This is a genomic window from Actinoplanes regularis (genome assembly GCF_900188005.1).
Taxonomy (GTDB): domain Bacteria; phylum Actinomycetota; class Actinomycetes; order Mycobacteriales; family Micromonosporaceae; genus Actinoplanes; species Actinoplanes regularis.
In genome coordinates this window covers 453,873-473,547 of sequence record NZ_FZNR01000003.1, presented here as the reverse complement: position 1 = coordinate 473,547, position 19,675 = coordinate 453,873, and the positions used below count along the sequence as shown (strand labels likewise).

General features: G+C 65.0%; 17 protein-coding genes. 13 read left to right on the top strand and 4 right to left on the bottom strand.

Annotated features, from left to right (window positions below; translation table 11 throughout):
* Positions 1–129 precede the first annotated feature (129 nt).
* The 4 genes from CHC09_RS11765 to CHC09_RS11750 all read left to right on the top strand — a co-directional run bounded on the left by CHC09_RS11765 (position 130) and on the right by CHC09_RS11750 (position 3,599).
* Positions 130–654, top strand: a complete 525-nt coding sequence (locus CHC09_RS11765; protein WP_089293054.1) for a hypothetical protein — start codon at positions 130–132, stop codon at positions 652–654.
* Positions 647–1,828 (top strand): MAB_1171c family putative transporter, encoded by a 1,182-nt coding sequence (locus tag CHC09_RS11760; RefSeq protein ID WP_089293053.1) that lies wholly within the window; start codon positions 647–649, stop codon positions 1,826–1,828. The genes CHC09_RS11765 and CHC09_RS11760 overlap by 8 nt, the downstream gene beginning before the upstream one ends.
* A complete protein-coding gene (locus CHC09_RS11755) occupies positions 1,825–2,427 on the top strand; it encodes a hypothetical protein (protein ID WP_089293052.1) in 603 nt (200 codons plus the stop codon). The genes CHC09_RS11760 and CHC09_RS11755 overlap by 4 nt, the downstream gene beginning before the upstream one ends.
* Positions 2,428–2,561: 134 nt before the next feature.
* The gene (locus CHC09_RS11750) at positions 2,562–3,599 is read left to right on the top strand and encodes a C40 family peptidase (RefSeq protein WP_089293208.1); all 1,038 of its coding nucleotides are present in this window, start codon (positions 2,562–2,564) and stop codon (positions 3,597–3,599) included.
* A 114-nt stretch (positions 3,600–3,713) separates the two neighbouring features.
* On the opposite strand, the gene CHC09_RS11745 is transcribed toward CHC09_RS11750, so the two are convergent.
* On the bottom strand, positions 3,714–5,048 hold the full coding sequence (locus CHC09_RS11745; protein ID WP_089293051.1) for a hypothetical protein: 1,335 nt from the start codon (positions 5,046–5,048) through the stop codon (positions 3,714–3,716).
* A 521-nt stretch (positions 5,049–5,569) separates the two neighbouring features.
* Here CHC09_RS11745 and CHC09_RS11740 point away from each other — a divergent pair.
* Genes CHC09_RS11740 through CHC09_RS11730 form a run of 3 tightly spaced genes read left to right on the top strand, consistent with a single transcriptional unit; the run spans position 5,570 to position 8,513 of the window.
* Positions 5,570–5,947, top strand: coding sequence for a cupin domain-containing protein (locus CHC09_RS11740; protein WP_203833142.1), 378 nt, complete (start codon positions 5,570–5,572; stop codon positions 5,945–5,947).
* Positions 5,944–7,446, top strand: a complete 1,503-nt coding sequence (locus tag CHC09_RS11735) for a class-II aminoacyl-tRNA synthetase family protein (protein WP_089293049.1) — start codon at positions 5,944–5,946, stop codon at positions 7,444–7,446. Before CHC09_RS11740 ends, CHC09_RS11735 begins: the two co-directional genes overlap by 4 nt.
* The gene (locus CHC09_RS11730) at positions 7,446–8,513 is read left to right on the top strand and encodes an Ldh family oxidoreductase (protein ID WP_089293048.1); all 1,068 of its coding nucleotides are present in this window, start codon (positions 7,446–7,448) and stop codon (positions 8,511–8,513) included. Before CHC09_RS11735 ends, CHC09_RS11730 begins: the two co-directional genes overlap by 1 nt.
* An 83-nt stretch (positions 8,514–8,596) precedes the next feature.
* On the opposite strand, the gene CHC09_RS11725 is transcribed toward CHC09_RS11730, so the two are convergent.
* A complete protein-coding gene (locus CHC09_RS11725; RefSeq protein ID WP_089293047.1) occupies positions 8,597–9,376 on the bottom strand; it encodes an HpcH/HpaI aldolase family protein in 780 nt (259 codons plus the stop codon).
* A 176-nt stretch (positions 9,377–9,552) separates the two neighbouring features.
* On the opposite strand from CHC09_RS11725, the gene CHC09_RS11720 reads away from it, so the two are divergent.
* Both CHC09_RS11720 and CHC09_RS11715 read left to right on the top strand, forming a co-directional pair.
* Positions 9,553–10,248 carry a nucleoside/nucleotide kinase family protein gene (locus CHC09_RS11720; RefSeq protein WP_179277044.1) on the top strand — a complete coding sequence of 232 codons (696 nt, stop codon included), beginning with the start codon at positions 9,553–9,555 and terminating at the stop codon, positions 10,246–10,248.
* Positions 10,245–11,645 carry a phenylacetate--CoA ligase family protein gene (locus tag CHC09_RS11715; protein WP_089293045.1) on the top strand — a complete coding sequence of 467 codons (1,401 nt, stop codon included), beginning with the start codon at positions 10,245–10,247 and terminating at the stop codon, positions 11,643–11,645. The genes CHC09_RS11720 and CHC09_RS11715 overlap by 4 nt, the downstream gene beginning before the upstream one ends.
* A 179-nt stretch (positions 11,646–11,824) precedes the next feature.
* On the opposite strand, the gene CHC09_RS11710 is transcribed toward CHC09_RS11715, so the two are convergent.
* Positions 11,825–13,516 carry a proline--tRNA ligase gene (locus CHC09_RS11710; protein WP_089293044.1) on the bottom strand — a complete coding sequence of 564 codons (1,692 nt, stop codon included), beginning with the start codon at positions 13,514–13,516 and terminating at the stop codon, positions 11,825–11,827.
* A 256-nt stretch (positions 13,517–13,772) separates the two neighbouring features.
* Between CHC09_RS11710 and CHC09_RS11705 the strand changes: the two genes are divergently transcribed.
* Complete coding sequence (locus tag CHC09_RS11705; protein WP_089293043.1) at positions 13,773–14,285, top strand: HD domain-containing protein; 513 nt, start codon at positions 13,773–13,775, stop codon at positions 14,283–14,285.
* Here the strand turns inward: CHC09_RS11705 and CHC09_RS11700 are convergent.
* Positions 14,273–14,740 (bottom strand): NUDIX domain-containing protein, encoded by a 468-nt coding sequence (locus CHC09_RS11700; RefSeq protein WP_089293042.1) that lies wholly within the window; start codon positions 14,738–14,740, stop codon positions 14,273–14,275. The genes CHC09_RS11705 and CHC09_RS11700 overlap by 13 nt on opposite strands.
* A gap of 799 nt (positions 14,741–15,539) precedes the next feature.
* Between CHC09_RS11700 and CHC09_RS11690 the strand changes: the two genes are divergently transcribed.
* From CHC09_RS11690 to CHC09_RS11680, 3 genes are all read left to right on the top strand, one after another.
* Complete coding sequence (locus tag CHC09_RS11690; RefSeq protein ID WP_203833141.1) at positions 15,540–16,268, top strand: HAD family hydrolase; 729 nt, start codon at positions 15,540–15,542, stop codon at positions 16,266–16,268.
* A 1,087-nt stretch (positions 16,269–17,355) separates the two neighbouring features.
* Positions 17,356–18,096: a GOLPH3/VPS74 family protein gene (locus CHC09_RS11685; protein ID WP_179277043.1), complete on the top strand. Its 741-nt coding sequence runs from the start codon at positions 17,356–17,358 to the stop codon at positions 18,094–18,096.
* A gap of 61 nt (positions 18,097–18,157) precedes the next feature.
* Entirely contained in the window at positions 18,158–19,672 is a 1,515-nt protein-coding gene (locus tag CHC09_RS11680) for an APC family permease (RefSeq protein ID WP_373871912.1), read from the top strand.
* The last annotated feature ends 3 nt before the right edge of the window (positions 19,673–19,675 follow it).

The window sequence follows — 19,675 nt, the reverse complement described above, 5'->3', positions numbered from 1 at the left end:
ATCACAGAGCCCTTGAACAGGCATTTTCCTTTCGTGCAGCCGTCGTTACAGTGACTTCTCACCTCACTCTCCGGGTTGGTTCTCGTCCTTAATGCGACCCGGGCACGTCACTGTCACGGGGGAAGTCGCATGACTGCTCTGCGCCGCCTGCGCGCAGCTTGTGAACGGCGTCTCGACGGGCTCGACATCCCGCAGCCGTTCAACCTGGAGAAGTTCTGCGATGCCGTGGCCGAGCGCCGTGGCCGGCCGCTGTACCTGCACGATTTGCCGTTCCCGGCCAGCCCGGAGCACGCGTACGGGCTCTACATCGGCACCGACGACAGCGATCATGTGTTCCTGGAGGCGCAGACCAGTGGCTGGCACCGCGACCTGATCGGCTGCCACGAGATCGCGCACCTGCTGCTGGATCACCACGGCGCCCCCGAGGACCTCGCCGACGACGTGTTCCCCGACCTGGGTCCCGCGCTCATCCGGCGGATGCTCAGCCGCCAAGTCTACGACACCGACGACGAACGCCAGGCCGAGGTGCTCGCGTCAATGATCCTGGACCGGGCAGCGCGCCTGCCCAGCAGCCACCACGCCGGCAACGGCACCCCGACCGGCCGGCTGTCGGACGTGCTCGCCGACCCCCGCGGGGTGACCAGCCATGACTAGCCTGATCGTCACGATCGCGCTGTGGGTGATCACGCTGTGGCGGGTGCCGACTGTGCGGGAGAGCCGCCGCAAACGCTCGCTCTGGGTCGCGTTCGCCGCCATGGCCATGGCCATGACCCTGCGCGTGAACGGCGTCGAAAACGTCATCGACACCGGCACTGGGATCTCCGGGCTGAGCCTGCTGCTCAAGCACTACGCCGGCTTGGTCTCCTGCGCTGCCGTCCTGGGGTTCGTCACCGGCCTCACCAGTCGCGACCACGAACGCCCCCGGATCGGCCGATATCAGCTGGCCGCCGCGGTCACCGCGGTAGCCCTCAGCATCATCTTCGCGATGATGCCCAGCATCGGATCCTCCGACTTCATGGACAACGCCGCCGGGCAGCTGATGCCCAGTGTCTATCTGCTGGTGTTCTTCAGTTACCTGTGCACCGCCATGGCCGCCGCGACCGTCCGGTTCTGGCAGGCCCGCGACAGCGCGCACCGGATGCTGCGGATCGGGCTGACCGTGCTGGCCACCGGCTCCGGGCTTGGCGCCGCCTACGCCGGCTACCGCATCGCCTTTGTCCTGACCCGGCTGGTCGGCACCCTCCCCGGCGGCGACGACCCCTGGATCGCGGTCTCCGACGCCATGAAATACCTGGCGATCCTGCTCATCGTCATCGGGTGCAGCCTGCCCGCCGCCGAACTCACCGGCCGCCACTACCGGCACTGGCTGGCCCTGCACCAGTTGCGGCCGCTGTGGGGCGCGGTCACCGCCGCCGCACCCCAGATCGTCCTCGACCGGCCCAGCCGACTGACTGACCTCACCGACCCCCGTGACCTGCGCATGCGCGTGGTCCGCCGCGCAGGCGAGATCCGCGACGCCGCGCTGATGCTGCGCGGCTGGACCGACACCGACCTCCCGCATGCCGTCCAAGCGCTCTCCGAAGCCGACCTGTCCGGAATCCCGGTGCAGGCGGCCGCCGAAGCAGCTCTGCTACGTATGGCGCTCGCCAATCGGCAACAGGCCACTCCGGACGCCACGGCACCCGGGACCACAACGCGCAACCTGCTCAGCGGCGGCGACGACTTCGACACCGAACTCGCCTGGCTACGGCACGTCGCCAACGCGTTCGAGCACCCTGCCGTCATCCGTGCCGCACAACGCATGAACACCGTGCGAGCCACCTCGTGACGGTCACCGCTCGCCTCAGCAACGCCAGCCACCGCCACCTCGCCGCAGCCGTCACCGACCACCTTCAACCACGAAACTGGATCATCGCCACGGCGTTGCTCGGCGGCGCCGCCAGCGCCGGTACCAGGGGCTTGATCTGGGGTGCGTACTCCATGGTGTTCGCCGCGATCATCCCCTTGCTCCTGATCCGCGCAGGAACCCGCACCGGCCGCTACGCCGACCGGCACCTGCACCCCCGCGCCCACCGGCTCACCATCGGCACCGCGATCTGCGCCAGCGTCGGACTCGGCATCACCCTCATGACCACCGCCGGAGCACCCCGCACGGTTATCGCGATCACCGCGGCCATGCTCACCACCCTGGCCGCGCTCATGCTGGTCACCACCGCTTGGAAGATTTCCATCCACAGCGCCGTGGCGGCCGGAGCCACCGCCCTGCTCATCGCCACCTGCGGCCCCACCGCCATCCTCGCCGTGCCGCTGGCAGCGGCCGTCGCCTGGTCCCGGATCGCCCTGCGACACCACACCCGCGCACAGGCCGTCGCTGGGATCGCCCTCGGAGCCCTCGTCGCGACCGCCACCTTCCTCGGCGTTGCCTGACCTCTCACAGTTGTCCGCTGTAGTTGACAGCCGGCCGCGGTGATCGCGTACCGTGCTCGGACACGTGCCCCGTCCGCTATAGCGGACACATTTGATGTGGGCGCGCATCGAGAGATGAGGACGCCATGGCCGCGATGTCAGCTCGACGCATCGGACTCGCCGCCGGCCTGCCAGCGATGCTGCTGCTCGCCATCCCGCTCGTCGCCAGCGGCTCCAGCACCCTGCAACCCGCCGCGGCGACCTCCTGCATGATGCCGACGATCGGTGACGACACCCCCGAACTCACCGTCGAAGGACTCGACAGCACCCAGCAGAGCAACGCCCGGATCATCTACAGCGTCGGCGCCGACCTCGGCCTCCCGCATCGCGCCGGCATCATCGCGATCGCCACCGCCCTGCAGGAGAGCACCCTGCGCAACCTCACCAACGCCGTCGACCACGACAGCATCGGCCTCTTCCAGCAACGCCCCAGCCAAGGCTGGGGCACCGTCGCGCAGCTGACCGACCCGGTGTACGCCTCAACCAAGTTCTACCAGGCCCTACACAAGGTCAACGGCTGGGAAACCATGCCCCTGACCCAGGCAGCTCAGGCCGTGCAGCGCAGCGCCTTCCCAAACGCGTACGCGAAATGGGAACCCCTGGCCACCACCCTCGCCGCCGTGTTCGGCGACGCCGACGGCACCTGCACCGCCGACACCGGCCTCGACATCCCCGGCGACATCGCCGACCAACTCCCCGACGGATTCACCCTCCCCGCAGGCACCCCTGTCCCGGTCATCACCGCCATCAGCTGGGCACTCGCACAACTGGGCACCAGCTACCACTTCGGTGGCAGCTGCACCGACCCACACAGCACCAACCTCAACAAACACTGCGACTGCTCGTCGCTGATGCAACAGTCCTACCGCGCCGCAGGGATCACCATCCCCCGCATCACCACCGACCAGGTCAGAGCCGGCATCCCCGTACCCAGCGCCACCCAACTACTCCCCGGCGACCTGATCTTCCTGCCCGGCAGCCTCGGCACCCGCACCCACCCCCGCCACGTCGGCATGTACCTCGGCAACGGCATCATCATCAACGCCCCCAAAACCGGCGACGTCGTCAAAATCGTCAAACTCCAGGGCTACTGGCTCAACAACATGGCCGCCGCCCGCCGCATCATCAGCTGACACATGTAGGTACTCGTCGCCAATGGGACACAATTACGATATTCGCGATGTTCACGCGTTCATGCCAGTGAAGAAGCACGAGCTGCGCCGGCCAATCCGGGAAACCTCCGGAGATCAGTCGGTCGCGGGCGCTCCCAGAGCCGAGTAACTCGGTACAAGTAACTCGGCGACTTGGGCTCCGAGCGGACCACTGCGGGCGAGGGAACCCTGTATCCAAGCGCGGTCCGCCTGCCGGAGTGGAGCTCCGTTGAGCACGGCTTTGAGGTGGTCGTCGTCGAATGGTCGGGCCAGCGGCCGAGTGGATCTTCCCAGCGGATCGCTGTCGTACGGGTAATCGCCCCAGGCCGCCGCTTCCTGCGGCGTGGGAGTGAGCCAGAAAGCACGCAGCACCCGGGCAATAACGTCCCGCGAGTCCGCCGCCGCGACTAGGTCACGGTCGGTGAGATGCTCGCAGAAGTGATAGATCGTCTCCCGGAAGACGCCGAAGCCCCACTCCTCGACGGCCGGATTGGTGTCCGTCTCGACGATGCCGTCGACCCTGCCATCCGAGGCCCGGCGGTAGCCAGCGGCGATACCGTGATCGGACATGCAGAACGTCTCGATGATGTACGGCGTATCCGGAACCCGTTCGGTCACGCCTTCGCCAGTCGCTGTGTTGTACATGAAGGCGTGCACCCGAGCCGGATCAGTCCAGCCGGACTCCCGCGGCTCGTGCGCCCAGAAGAAGACCTGCGGCTGCGGCAACCCGGCCGTCGCGGTCGTGAGGGCACCGATCATCCGGCCGGTCCACCCGGCATCGACGAGTCCGGTTGACGTCGATGCGATGCCTTCCTGTAAGGCATAGTCACGTACCAACCCCCGCATCGCCTCCACCGATGGAGCCACCGCGGCGGCCAGCGCGGGCGACGCAACGAATCGGCGCAGGGCCAACGCCTGTTCCTGCTGGTCAGCGCGTACCTCCGGGTCGACCGAGGCTCCGGCATCGACCAACAGCGCACCGTAGGCGGACGAATCCAGCCCAAGCCGGGTGCACACGTCGGCGGCATTGGCGCGCATGAAGCTGTTGAACAGCCAGTCCTGGGCAGCGAGATTCGCGGGATCCGCGGCAGCGAGATTCCAGGTACGCCGACTGCTGTAGACGTACCGCAACTCCAGGGCCAGACCGAGCCGAGGCGCGAGCCGACGGGCGATCTCATAGAACACCTGTGCATCCCGGGACAGGAAACACAGCCGTCGAAGCCCCTTCTCGGAGGCACGGCGCAGGAGCCACACCACGTAACCGACCAGCGCGGGTGCCGCGACTCCGGCCGCGACGTCGCGGATGGCTACCTCCTGCTCAGTGCTGGCGATGACGTGCTGACGAGCCGCCTTCCCGGCGTCTGCCATGGCGAGCGCAAGGGGTGCCGCCAGCCCTTCCCACGAGCGGAGAATCTGGTCGTAACGGGTCACTGCCGTCTCCTCAGAATGCCGCCTACCACTCGTACAACCATGCCGTCACATCCGTGTCCGTGGCAGCTTCGGCCGGAAGCGGCACCGTTTGAACTGCGTCTGCAGGGCCGTCGGCCGGTATCACGAGATACGAAACATGAATCACCTTAATTCGGTGCGGTCTTCTGGACGGCGCACAGCTCAACGCACCCCAAATACATCGATCACCGCCTAGGTCCGTACGGCAAGTCCGTGCGGACCGCATCATTCCCAAGGCATTGGCTGGTCTGCAAGATTTGATGGAGCCGGGGCAACGAGCGCTCACGCACGGTTGCGATGAGGTGGGCCACCCATCGCTGCTCGATCATCTGCACCTTCCCAGGCGCATCGTTTGCTACCGCGTCTAAACCACCCACCGACTCCGCCATCGTCGCCGCCTCACTCAACCATTCGAGGTGTTGTGATCGACCCGGCGCCGCCATCGACAAGGAGTACTACCAGTGCCCATGGCCTTTGACCCGCAGGCTCACCTTGTCAACGCGTTGACCGGCGAGCCGGTCAAGTTGCTGCACTCCGACGGTAGCGTCCTGGTCGACATCGGCGGCGTCGCCGGCGCGGTCGGAACGATCGGCGCCGACACTGAGGTCGGGCTCGATCGGATCGTCATGCAGCCCGGTGCCGCATTCGAACTGCACACCCATCCGGGCGCTCACATCCTCTACGTCCTGTCGTCACGCGGCCTCATTCACATCGATGGACTCGACTACCCGATAGCACGAGGCGACTCGATCTTCGTGCCGGCGGACTATCCGCACGGCGTGAAGACGGATCCGGGAACCGACCAGCCGCTGGAGTTCGTGGCATTCGGGGTACCGCACATGCCGATCGGTTCGCCGGACCGCATGATGGTCATGGAATGACCGGACTGGCCGAGTCGATCCCAGCCCCAGGGTGGCACCCACCTCGCCGCGATGCCACGGCCAGCCTGATCAGCGACAGCACCCGGACGGATGCCTTCACTCTGGGGCAGTTCGCGCAGGCGTTGACGGCTGGTGACGTCCTCGACTCGCGGACGATTGCCCTGCCGGGCGCGATGATCATGCTGCCGACCGGCACTCGCATGATCAACATGTTCACTGACCGTGTCCGACGGGCCGCCACCGAGGCCGGTTTTGCTGAGTACGACTATCCGATGCTTGCACCTGCCGACGTCTATGCGGCCACGGAATTGGTCTTCCCCGTGGCAGATCGACTTCTACGGGTCGATGATGCCCGTTTCCGTGGAACGGCGCCGCGCGCTGTGCTGAGCCCGACCGGCGAGGCCACCGTCTATACCCATTGGGCAAGGGTCGTAAGGCACCGCTCCGATCTACCAATCCGGATGTGGCGCCAGGCGCGCTACTTTCGCCCGATGCCCGCCGGCACACGATCGGGCCGCAGCGTGTTCCGGGCGATGGAGTCGACCGGCGTGATGGAGTTCCAGGCATGCTTCGCCGACCAGAACGAAGCACGAGCCGAGTTTCACGCATTGGAGTCGCTTTTCCGGCAGGTGGTGGCGGACTACGGTGCGCCGGCCTTGTGGTCGACGCGCCCGCGGTGGGGCAACAACACCACGGTCGCCGACCGGAGTATCGGGGGCGACGTGCCATTGCCCGGCGGCGCGACGCTGCAGGTCGCTTCGTTGTACGAACAAGGTCAGCGGTTCTCTCGGGCATACAACGTGACAATCCGTGAAGACGGCGTCCAGCATGCCACTTGGCATGCCACCGGCGCATTAACCAAGCGGCTGCTGCTGAGCCAGCTACTGCTGTCGCTACGGACGGATCTCACGCTTTGCGTTCCCCCGCATTGGGCACCCGATCAGGTTGGCCTGGTGGTCTTCGACGCGGCGGCTGCCGACGCCTCGCGCCAGCTTGCCTCGGCCTTGTCTGCTCACGATGTCCGGGTCGTGGCGTCCTCGCCTGGTCAGGGCAAGGTCAATGACCGGCGGTGGCGGCTCGCCGGGGTGCCCGTCCGCTGCTACGTGTCCGCGCCACGCTCCCCCCAAGATCGGTATCGCGTCGTCATCGTCCGGGCCACCGATCGGTGGGAATACGAACTTGCCGTCGGGAACCCGGAACAGGCAGCACAAGCGGTGGAGGCTGCCCTGGACTCGGTACGCGAGGTGCTGGCCGATGAGATCGAGAGCTACCTCGCCTGTCGTGTCGTCGCCACGACCACGGCTGACGAGACCCGGGAGGTCGTGACCGCCGGCCTGGTCGCCGAGGTTCCCATTGCGATGGACGAATCGGCGATCGCAACAGTCGCAACGTGGCAGCGTGGCGAGGTACTGGGCACCGTGGAGAGCGACCGCAATCGTCTGTGCGCGCTGACCGGCCGACGCACCCGGCAGGTCGCTTATGTATCGGCGCGACTGTGATGAGCACTTCCGGAAAGGCGCAAGACAACGTCTTGATCACGTCCGAAGAGGCGCAGCGGTTGGTCATCGAATACCTGCGACGACATGAGGTACCGGCGGAAGTCGCCGCACGTCTTGGCCTTCAGCTCGTCACGGCGGAGCTAGCGGGGCGAGCGTCACACGGAATTATGCGAGCATTCGAGTACGCGGATGCGGTCGCTGGCGGCGCCGTCAAGGCTGCGGCCGCACCGACCATCACCCCGGTGTCCGCGATGGCGAGCACCATCGACGGCCGCCGCGGCTTCGGCATCCTTGCGCTGGACGCCGCCGAGTCGGAGCTACTGCGGCTGACCTCCGAACAGCCGATTGCCGTCGTAGCGGTACGCAACGCCGGCCACATGGGCATGCTCGCCCCGTTCGGACAAGCGCTGGCGATGCACGGCCTGTGCTGCCTGGGCTTCGTCAACTACTCCGGAGGCGGTCAGAAGGTCGCGCCGCCCGGAGGTGCCGAACCTCGACTGGCCACCAATCCTCTACTCATCGCCGTACCCGGCGGCCCGGAACCAATCGTCGTCGACATGACCACGGCTGCTACCACCGAGGGTGCGATCCGGATGCTGCGCGATGCCGGCTGCCGTGTGCCAGCAGGACTACTACATGACGAGAACGGCGCACCGGTGTCCGAAGCGCAGCTTCTGTACGGAGATCCGCCGCGGGCATTCATCGCTCCGCTCGGTTACCCGGATGCCCCACAACGAGGGTTCGCGCTGGCCGTCGCCGTGGAGCTCCTGGCAGGTGCCGTCGCTGGGGGCGGTGTCGTAGGGACGAGTCAGCTGGGCACCGGCAATTCCGGGCTGTTTCTGGCGTTCCGGCCCGACATTGTCGGAGTCGCCCCGAAGGAGTACGAGCAGCATTTGCGTGCGCTGGCCGAACATCTGGCCGGGACACGGATGCAGCGCGGCTATCCGCCTGTCCGGTTGCCCGGTCATCGCCCCCGGACCGATCCCGATCTTGTACGACTCCCACGCGTTGTCCGAGACCGCCTCGGCGGCACCGCCCGCTTCGCCCGAAAGGCGGAATCTTCGTGACGATCCGCCCTGCCGTCGCCTTCGTCGCCAGCCGACTAGGCGACAGCCCTGCCGCTATTGGCGGCAGGGCGGCCTCATCGCTATCAACGGACGTTGCCGGCTGTACGGGTGATCGCCTCACGAAGAAGCTTGATCTCATTACCGACCGCTATGACTTCGAACCCTTCATCCCGGTACGAACGGGCGAGGTCCTCGGTGTAAGCAAAGATGCCTGCCACGATGCCGTTTTCGGATGCCGCCTTCAGGACTGCGGCTCGGATGGTGTCGACCCTGTCGCCCGTCATAACGCCAGGCTGGCCAAGATCCATTGCGAGATCGCCCATGCCGATGAACAGGCCATCGATTCCGGGAACCGCCGCGATGTCCGACGCCACGGCAGCCGCCGCCGCCGACTCGATCTGGACAAGGCACAGGGTCGAGTCGTTGGCGCCAGCAAGGTAGCCGGGCACATCGGCGAAGTACCCGGAGGCACGAACCGGATTGACGCCGCGGCGACCGAGCGGCGGGAATTTGGCGGCCTCCGCGACGGCACGGGCCTCATCCGCGGATTCCACCTTGGGTACCAGAACGCCGTCGGCACCGATGTCCAGCGCGTGTTCGATCGCCGGACGGTCGTGCGCGGCAAGCCGGACGAGCACAGATATGTCATGCCCATGCAGCGCCTGGACGATCCGCATTACAGCCGCGCGGTCAAGTGCGCCGGCCTCCATGTCGATCACGACGAAGTCCAGTCCTGCCATCGCGTAGAGCTCGGCGACGCCCGGCTCGGCCCAGAGCTGGAACAGCCCGAAAGAAGGCGAACGTGGCCACGACGCCCGCACAGACCGGACTAGCGGGCCAGACAAATATTGACGACCAATCATGTATTGAACTTACGCCTACATACGTCTACATACATGCCTAAAGCCCTAAATGTTAGATATCCGTCAATGCACTTGCCGCGGCCTGAGTGCCACACCGCTCGCTTTCGCGGGTTACGCGTATGGACTGGCGGCGGCACCAAGTCACGAGGGTGGTAAGCGTGCCTAAGTCGTCTGCCATGGCTACACCGGCCCGAGGGCCGATACGGATCGCCGTCAGCGGTATCGACGGGAGCGGGAAGACCGAATTGTGTCAGCGCATCGCCGAGTACGTTCGCGTAGCTGGTCGCAACGCCCATATCGTTGGAAACCTGCCTCGGGCGTACCGGCAGCCGGTCACGGCCGTCGTCGACCTGGCCGACCCGAGGCTCTCGTCGTTCTTCTTCAACTACGCGAAGCTGCATCACGACGACGCGGGCAGGGCACGGTCGGCGTTCACGCCACGCTTCGTCGACTATGTGATGGCGTTGGAGGAGGTCCGGATACACCACGAGGCGATGGCCATCGCCGCGGAATCAGACGTCGTCGTGCACGACCGTCATGAGTTGGACCGCCGGGTGCATGCCCTGCGCGCCGGGTGTAACCCTGATGACCTGAACCTGGTATTCGACCAGATTCCGGCACCGGATCTGTCCGTCCTGCTCGACCTGCCAGCGCGCACCGCGTTGGAGCGCATTACGAGACGGGGGACGCGAGGGTACGACGAGAACGAGGCGGATCTGACTACAAATCGGTGTGTCTATCTTGATTTGGTTCGAGACCGACCGCAGGTGACGGTAGTGGATGCGCGTCCGGCGGCAGCCGTCGTCTTCAACACGGTTGCACCACTGGTGACCACACTCCTGACGCTCCGCCATCTTGAGCAGGTCCGGTGAGCTATCGGGTCCGCGCTGCCGCTGGCGCCTACTGGACCAGCCAGTCGATGCAGGGCAACAGCGCGGTACGAAGGCGCCTGAAACATCTTCTAGACACCCAGACCTGGTCTGCTACCGACCTGGCGCGGCTTCAGGCTGAAAAGCTGTGCTCTGTCATCCGACACGCTTACGAGACGGTGCCGTACTACCGGGAGGTGATGCACCGCCGGGGGCTACGCCCGAGCGACGTCACCGACGTCGCCGATCTCCAGAAACTGCCCATTCTGACCCGCGCCACCGTCCGCGACCATCCCGGGCGACTGATGTCGGCGGCCGCCGGGCCCGATTTGACCAGACGCGGCAGCAGCGGATCTACCGGGCAGCGCGTCGAGATATGCCACGACCGCGACTTCGACCTTTGGTGCCGGGCACATCAACTACGCACCTACACCTGGTGCGGAGACTGGCAGCTCGGGGAACCGTTTGCCCTGGTCTGGGGATCACCCGCCTACTTCGAGTCACAGACCCGCCACCAGCGCTTAGACAACCGGGTGTCCCGCCGGATCGAAATCAACGCCTATCGGCTGGATCACGATGCGATCGCCGCGATCCTGGACCGACTCATCCGGCACCAGCCCTCGCTGATCAGTGGCTATTCGACGTCGCTATATCTGATCGCTCGGCTCGCGGCACGCCGACAGATCCGGCTCCCGGGGCTGAGAGCCGTGCAACCGAACGCAGAACCGCTGACTCCCGCCATGCGGGAGGCGATGGTTGGAGGATTCGGCTGCCCGGTCTTCGACAAGTACGGCAGTCGGGAGACCAATATCGTGGCTCACGAGGCACCGGACCACGACGGCATGCTGATCCAGTCCGAGCACACCATCGTGGAGGTCGTCGACGAGAACGATAGGCCCGTGCCTTCCGGTCAGCCTGGACGGTTGCTGCTGACTCAGCTAAACAACCGGGCCATGCCGCTGATTCGATACGAGACCACCGATCTGGCGACGCTGCTCGAGCCTCATCCCGCGGGTTTCGGCTTTCCCCGCATGTCACCCGTGATGGGCCGGATGCAGGATGTTCTCTGTACCCCACACGGCGGTTTGATCCACCCTCAGCTATTTTCCAACATCCTGCGGCAGTTTCCGCTCATCGACTGGTTCCAGGTTGTTCAAGACCGTCTCGACCACCTGTTGATTCGAATGGTGGCGTCCTCGGGTCTCGGCGATGACGACCGCGCCCAGATCACTAGATTGATCGCCGAACTCACCGGGTACCCGTTCGCCATCGACTACGAACGTTTGGCTGACATGCCGATGTCCCCGACCGGCAAGTACCGGATCTGTGTCTCAGACCTGCCGGCTAACGCCGTAGACCCTACAGTCTCGGCGCTGAACGCCTTGCGCGGCACGAGTTGAGCAGAACCCTGCGAACGTCAGGTCCAGGCTCGGGTTAATTGCCTCGATCGGCAACCTGAACCGCGGTAGCGCCGCTGTTGTCGAGACCACGAATTATCCATGAAGGACGAGCGGGCAGCCTCGGCCTCGGCTGCGTACTCCTTGACGCAGCACACGGAGTCTGCCCGCTTCGCCGCTGGTCAGAGAGCGGCGCGAACCCGACCTGCGACCTCGCTCAGCGAGACCTTTTCGGTCTCACCAGTGATCCGGGAAGTGACTTCGGCGACACCCTCGGCCAAGCCTCGCTTGCCGACGGTGACTCGCTGTGGGACGCCGACCAGCTCGACGTCGCTGAGCTTCACGCCGAGCCGCTCGGTCCGGTCGTCGATGATGACCCGAACGTTGGCTGCCCGTAGCTCTTCGTAGATCGCCTCGGCGGCCTCGGTCACTGCCGGGTCAGCCTGTGCGACCACGACACAAGCCTCGAACGGCGCGACAGCGGCCGGCCAGACGATGCCTCGGTCATCATGGTGGGTCTCTACGATCGCAGCCATCGCGCGTTCCACACCGATGCCGTAGCTTCCCATGATCACCGAGGCCCGCTTACCCTCGCCGTCCAGCACCGTCACGTCCAGCGCCTCGGTGAAGCGGCGACCGAGTTTGAAGATGTGACCGACCTCGATCGCCTTCTCCACCTTCAACGCGCTGCCACAACGAGAGCACGGCTCGCCCTCGGCCACCTCGCGCAGGTCAGCCCATGAACCGACCGAGATATCGCGGTCGACGGCCACTCCACGAAGATGTGCTCCGTCGACGTTCGCCCCAGTGACCAGTCCTTCTCTACCGCGCAGTAGTTCATCGGCGATGATCGGGACACCTGTGACGCCTACCGCGCCCAGGCTGCCGGGACTGGCACCGAGTGCGGCCTTGATTTCGTCAGGGTGTGCCGGACGAAGCGCCGCCGCCCCAGTCGCGTCGATGAGCTTCTGCTCGTTGAGCGCGTCTGAACCCTGCATCAGCACGATGGTGAGCTGCTCATCGAGCATGTACACCAGCGTCTTGATCTGCTCGTCGCCGGGCACGCCGAACCGGTTTGCCAGATCCTCGATCGTCCTGATCCCGGGAGTCGCGAACTGTTCCGGTGCGGCAGCCGCCGGGCCGTTCGCGCCGGCACTGCGGCCGGAAGTCGCCTTCTCGGTGTTCGCCGCGTAGCCGCACTTCGCGCAGTGCGCGACGAAGTCCTCGCCCACGGGCGACGGCGACATGAACTCTGTGGACCCGGAGCCGCCCATCGTGCCGTTGGACGCGTCGACAGGGATAGCACGGATGCCGAGCCGCTCGAAAATCCGCACGTAGGCGTCGTGATGCAGCCGGAATGATCGGTCAAGCCCTTCGGGGGTCAGATCGAAGCTGTACGAGTCTTTCATGGTGAACTCGCGCGTGCGCATCAGACCGGCCTTCGGGCGCGGCTCATCCCGAAACTTCGTTTGGAACTGGTACCACATCTGCGGCAACGACTTATGCGAGGACAGCTCGCCGGCGAGCGTCGTGAAAATTTCCTCGTGTGTCATGCCTAGACAGAAGTCGGCACCTCGGCGGTCCTTGAGCCGGAACATCTCGTCGCCCATGATCTCCCAGCGTCCAGTGCGCCGCCAGATCTCCGCCGGGTGCAGGGCGGGCAAAACGAACTCCTGGACGCCGATGCGCTCCATCTCTTCACGGATCACCTCGATGATCCGCTGGCGCACGCGCGTCGCCAACGGCAGTAGCGAGTAGTGCCCGGCCGTCAACTGCCGGATGTAACCCGCACGGATCAACAGCCGGTGGCTGGGCGCTCCAGCGTCGGCGGGATCCTCACGAAGAGTGGGAATATGCATCTGCGACCAACGCATGTGGCTGCTCTCGTTTCGTATCGCCGGACGGCCAAAAGCTCAAAGAGTATACCTTCGGACACCTCGGCGGCTTCCTGTGCGGCGGCCACGGAGCTGCCCGCCCGGGCCACACAAGGAGTCATGAGCTGCCTTCACTGGTTTTGATCCTAAGCTCTGTCCCAGGTTGAACATCTGACCGAACAACCCCTAGGACTGAAGAGTGCGACAAACCGCGAACTTGACGGCCTGGGCACTGAATGTTGCCCAGAAGGAACTCATGAGCGCCTTGCCTCGGCGATGGATGCACTCATTAGGAGTAGCCAAACGTGCCGCACTGCTCGCCAGCATAACCGGAGACGACTTTGACCTTCTTTGCGCCGCCGCCCTGCTTCATGATGTCGGATATGCACCGAGACTAGCGCATACGGGATTTCATGCACTTGATGGCGCCCGGTTCCTCCGAGATGAACACGGCTCGGATGCACGTTTAATGAAACTCGTCGCGAACCACTCGTTCGCACTACTGGAAGCCGAGGAACGCGGGCTTCGCAGCGACCTGGAAAGCGAGTTCCCGCAGTCGTCAACCGAGTCCCTCACAGACGCGCTGGTGTGGTGCGATATGACAACGACGCCTGACGGCGAGCCCACGACCACCGCAGAGAGGATCGCGGAAATATGCCAGCGGTACGGCACTCACAGTCTGATTGGCAGATTCATCAGTAGGGCTTCGCCCGAGATCCACAAGGCCGCAAGACGAATCGATGAAGCGCTAGCAACTCACCCCAGGTAGGGGTATGAGCCACCTAGATAATCTTCCATCTGCTGGATCATACTCGGATGAATGTCATAACCACCCAGGTCCTCCGGAAGGAGGTAGCGAACCGCGTCGGCCTCTTCATTCACTGTGAAGTCTCCACCGATCGGCCTTCCGATATAGGTCGCTTCGTACTGCTGCCGGATCTCCCCGTCAGTGTAGGCGACAATATGCTTGGGGTTACTGTAAACGCCAAGGAAGCCGGTTACCTCGGCAATAATCCCCGTCTCTTCGAGGCATTCACGCACCGCGCACTCAGCTGGAGTTTCTCCAATGTCTTGCGCTCCACCAGGAAGCGCCCACTGGCCAGTGTCACGCCGCCGTTGGAAGAGGATGCCGCCATCCTCATTAACCACGAGCAGATTACTTGCCGGAATTAGCGTGTTCGCCTTCGGCGCCTTCGGGTCGTCGTAGTACTCAATCCTGCCCATTGCAAATCCTCCTTAATTCGGCACCCACGGCTGAGCTTCCGCCCAAATCTCTTCAAAGCTGCGGAGATACTTTTCAAACCAGCCACCTACGCCGGATTCCCGTAGATGGAGCGTCGGATTGGCACTTGCAGGCTGGCCATATATGTGCGGGTTCACAAGAAGATTGTCGTCGTACCTGAATAGTGAACTGTACAACGTAGTATCATGCAGCCGAATTGAGCACCTATCGACATTTACGATAGGCCGATAATATGTAAGTGACGCCTTTATCTTCGCCGCGAGAGTATCGCCGATACCCTCCTCTTGGCCACGGACGGCAACCGCCCGACCAGCCGGGTTTCCGAAGCAGAGACGCACCTGCACGCCACAGGCGGCGCGCTCTGAAAGCATTTCAGCGACAGCAGGATTTGATTGCGCGAAGAATGTACCAGCCAGCACGAGTACATCGATGCGACTCCTAGCCTCACGAAGAAGCGTAAGCCAGGTTTCACGCGGAACGCTCGCCCGATCCTCGTAGACGGCTACGAGCTCCTTGTCGGCCCTTCTCGTAGCTTCTGGGGACTCACGCGTGTCAGGCCAGAGGAACGTTGGCGCTACCCTGAGACGCCTCGCCGCACTGAGCTGATGTCGCGGATGAGGCCGTCGCCCGTTTAGCCAGCGACCAACCGTCTTGGGGTCGACTTCGCATGCCGCTGCCAATGTTTCAGGTGAAACGCCTTGTGCGGCGAGCACAGAGTGGAGTCGCTCGTTCACTTCCACATACAAGCTGAGAATGTCTCCGAGTGCAAGGTTCGTCCAGATGAACGACGAGGCACCCGGGATCTACGCTAATGAAGTGTCATTGATCATCTTGTGGGACATTGACCACACTCTCATCGAGAACGCCGGCGTCAGCAAGGAGATCTACGCTGCCGCTTTCCATACCCTCGCCGGCGTTGCGCCATCCCACCCCGCCGTGACAGAAGGACGCACTGATCGCTTGATCATGCGCGACCTTTTCCATCGCCATGGCAAGCCGGAACCCGCCTGGCCGTTGATCGAGGAAGCTCTCGCTCGTGCCGGGAAGGACGCTCGTGAGGATCTCGTCAAACGGGGTTGGCCGCTACCCGGTGCGTCCGCGGCGCTGACCGCGGTCGCTGCTAGGACAAATTGGGTGTCGTCGGTCCTGACGGGCAATATCGCAGCTAACGCCCAGGTCAAGCTCTCCGCGTTCGGCCTTGACAGGTGGCTGGACATGTCCGTCGGCGCCTACGGGGCCGACGCGCTGCAGCGCACAGACCTCGTAGAGATCGCTCGTACACGGATCCGCCGCGACCGAGGTGCACCGCCGAACGCCCCTCTCGTGCTCATCGGTGATACCCCCCGAGATGTGGAGGCAGCGTTGGCGGCCAGAGCAGAGGTCATCGCAGTCGCCACTGGAACCGACTCCGAACAGGACCTGATGGCCGCCGGCGCCAACCACGTCCTACCCAGCCTCGCGAATACCGAGCGCTTCCTGACTCTGCTGAGTGCCTTCGCGTCGGGCTAAACGTCCCGGACGTCCTCGTGAACGTCCGAATACGCGGTGACGCCGTCCATCGATCTACGTAACGATCCAGCAGCCGGTCCGTATGAACGCTGCGGGGTACACCTCGAGAGCTCTACGCCCACGGCCGGAAGCGAAGGAGGTTGCGTTGGCTCGCCAGAACGACATGCACATACCGAACACGAAACTCAAACAACGCCGCGAAGACTGCGGGATGTCGCGTGCGCAGTTGGCCGGCGCTGTCAACAAGCTTCTCCGCGCCTGGTATCCAAAGCAACGTGGCCTGCGGGTCACAAGCCGCTGGATCAAGGACCTCGAGCTGGGCTATACGTCCTTGCCCTGGGCAGAGCGTCGACGGGGACTTCGTGTCGCCCTCCGCGCTCGGTCTGATAGATCGATTGGTCTCTTCGATCCCCGCGGCGGGAGGGACTCTCCGCCAACCCAAATCCCGGTTCCGGAGGGCCCGACTATCGGAGCGTCCCGCATGCAGGCTGCGCTGTCGACGGGCGTGCACACCTCCCAGCCAGGGATTACTCACGGAACGACCTCGAGTACCGCGTCGCTGACCTCAATTGTCGTCATGTGATCACGGCGCGCTGCGCCTTCTGGCACATCGCTGTAGAGGACCGCGCCCGCAGCCAGCCAGCCCGCGGGCGCCTCATCACCCGTAGTCGCAGCCACCAGCCGCAAGACTGGTCGACTTCAGCCGCCACGTCTGGTCATTGCGACCCCGGCCGTCTCGGTCCTTGTGGCATCGCCTGAAGGGCGTGGCGGCGAGCGGTGATAGACGTCCCTGGCCAGGCCGGACACCTGGGCCAGGGCCTAATGGGCGGTGGGCGCTTCTCTCCACGCATCGAGTTCCGCGCCCACCGCCCTCCTGCTTTCTTCGTTGCGCGATGTTCGCCCGTACTGAACTGGGGTTCCAATGTCGTTCTCAGATCCGCCGAGTCACCGTGATCCTCGCCGATTCCCGGCGCAAGCCCGCCACGCTGCAGGTTCCGCCCACGACAGCTTTCCACCGGGTAGCCGCGCGCCCAGTGGTGCCGCCTACGGCCATTCCACGCCCGTTTGGCAGCAACAGGTTCCCGCCGTGCCGACGGGGCGGTCGCCGGTCGAGCAGATCGACGCGGACCGAGCCACTGCCTACGGATACACCCCGGCTCCCGTGAACGACACTCGGTGGCCACGCTTCGCCGACGATCTGTTCCGTCTGGCCCACGATGGAGCCGCGCTCTACGTCGATCGGGATCTCATCGCCGTCGGGCTGGCCTGCGCCATGCTGACCGAGCTGGCCGTCATGGGTCACCTCGCGATCGACGAGGACATCCTGGTGGTCATCGACCGGCGCCCGCCGCCGGATGCCCTCGCGCACACCGTTCTCACGGAGATCCTGAGCCAGCCCGAGCCGCTGCCGGTGCCGGACTGGTTGCGGTACCTGTCCGCCCGCCCAGCGGGGTATGCGACGGTCCGTTCCGACGCCTACGAGCAGGTCGCGAACCGTCTGGTCCTCTCCGGTGACCTCGTCGAGGTCCCCCGGAAACGGCTGTTCGGCCCACCTCGCACCGTCTTTCAACCGACCGACAACAACAAGGCTTACTGGGCTTGCGCGCGGTTGAATACCGCCGCTGAGCGGGGTCGCGCCCTCGACGCTTTCGACAGGGTGCTGGTCGGTCTGTGTCTGTCGACCGGGGTGTACCGCAGGGTTTTCAGCAGCCCTGACCAGGTGATCAACCGGCTGAGTGACGCCAGCCGGCAGACCCGGCCACCGGTGCCAGTCCTGCTGCGTCACCTCGACCGGCTCGTGGGCAACACCATCGTGGTCGGCTCCTGACCAGGCTGCCCGCGCCCGTGAACCCTTCTGCCCTTCGGATTCTTCTGACAGGAGTTTCTGCGTGTCGTATCCCCCTGCTTCTCGCCCGCGCAGCACGGTCGCGCAGGCTCTGGCCGCGGGCCGGCTTGGTGTGTGGCCGGTGGTCTTCATCGTGATGGCCGCCGCCGCCCCGCTCACCGTCATTGCCGGCGGTGCCACTACCGGCTGGGCCGTCACCGGCGTCATCGGCATCCCTCTCGGCTATCTGGCCGTCGCACTCGTCCTCGCGGTCTTCTCGGTCGGCTACGTCGCGATGTCGCGCCAGGTCGTCAACTCCGGTGCCTTCTATACCTATGTCACCCACGGACTCGGGCGGATCCCCGGCGTCGGCGCGTCGGCCGTGGCGGTACTGGCGTACAACGCCATGCAGATCGGCCTCTACGGCGGGTTCGGCAAGGTCACCGCCGACTTCATCGAGGCGCACCTGGGCTGGTCCGCGCCATGGTGGCTGTGGGCGCTGGTCGGCTGGGCGGCTGTCGGAATCCTCGGCGTCCGGCGTGTCGATCTCAATGGCCGGATCCTGGCCATCCTGCTCATCGGAGAGATCGCCGTCGCGCTCGGGTTGGCGGCCGTCCACTTCACGCACCCGGCCGACGGGCACATCGACCTCACCGCCATCGGCCCGTCTCAGCTCTTCACCGCCGGGATCGGTGCCGTGCTGGTCACCGCGATCACCGGGTTCGTCGGCTTTGAAGGCACCGCCGTCTTCTCCGAAGAGTCGAAGGATCCCCAGAAGACCGTCGCACGGGCGACCTACATCGCTCTGGCCATCATCGGCGTGCTCTACAGCCTGTGCGCCCTGGCCATGACCGTCGCGGTCGGCCCGGACAAGATCGTGGATTCGGCCACCGATCACGGCACCGAGCTGATCTTCGACCTCGCTGCCCCATACGTGCCGTCGACGATTCTCATCCTGGGGCATCTGTTGTTCATCACCAGCCTGTTCGCCGCGCTGCTGAGCTTCCACAACACCGCCGCCCGGTACTTCTTCGCGCTCGGCCGCGAAGGTGTCCTACCTCGTGCGCTGGCGCGCACCAGCGTCCGGAGCCGCTCCCCGCAGACCGCGTCGATCACCCAGACGGCCATCGCATTCGCCGCACTCTGCCTCTACGCCTACGCCGGCTGGGACCCCATGATCAACCTGTTCTTCTGGATCACCGTCACCGGCGGCCTCGGTGTACTCATCCTCATGCTGATCACCTCAGTCGCCGTCGTCGGCTACTTCCTGCGCCCAGCGAACCGCGCCGGAGTCGGCATCAGCCGGGGCCTGCTCGCCCCGATCCTGGCCACAGCTGCGCTGGGCTGGATCCTGGTGATCACGTTGCAGCAGTTCAACGTCCTGCTCGGCGTCGACACCGCCTCGCCATGGCGGTGGATCTTCCCAGTCGCGTTCGGTGCTGCCGCCATCCTGGGCATGCTGTGGGCGTTGTACCTACGCGCGGCCCGGCCCCGCGTGTACGCGGTCATCGGCGCCGGCGCCCACAACACCCTGATCGACGCCACCGGCCTACAGCCGGCCACCGCGGGCGGCAGGTAAATC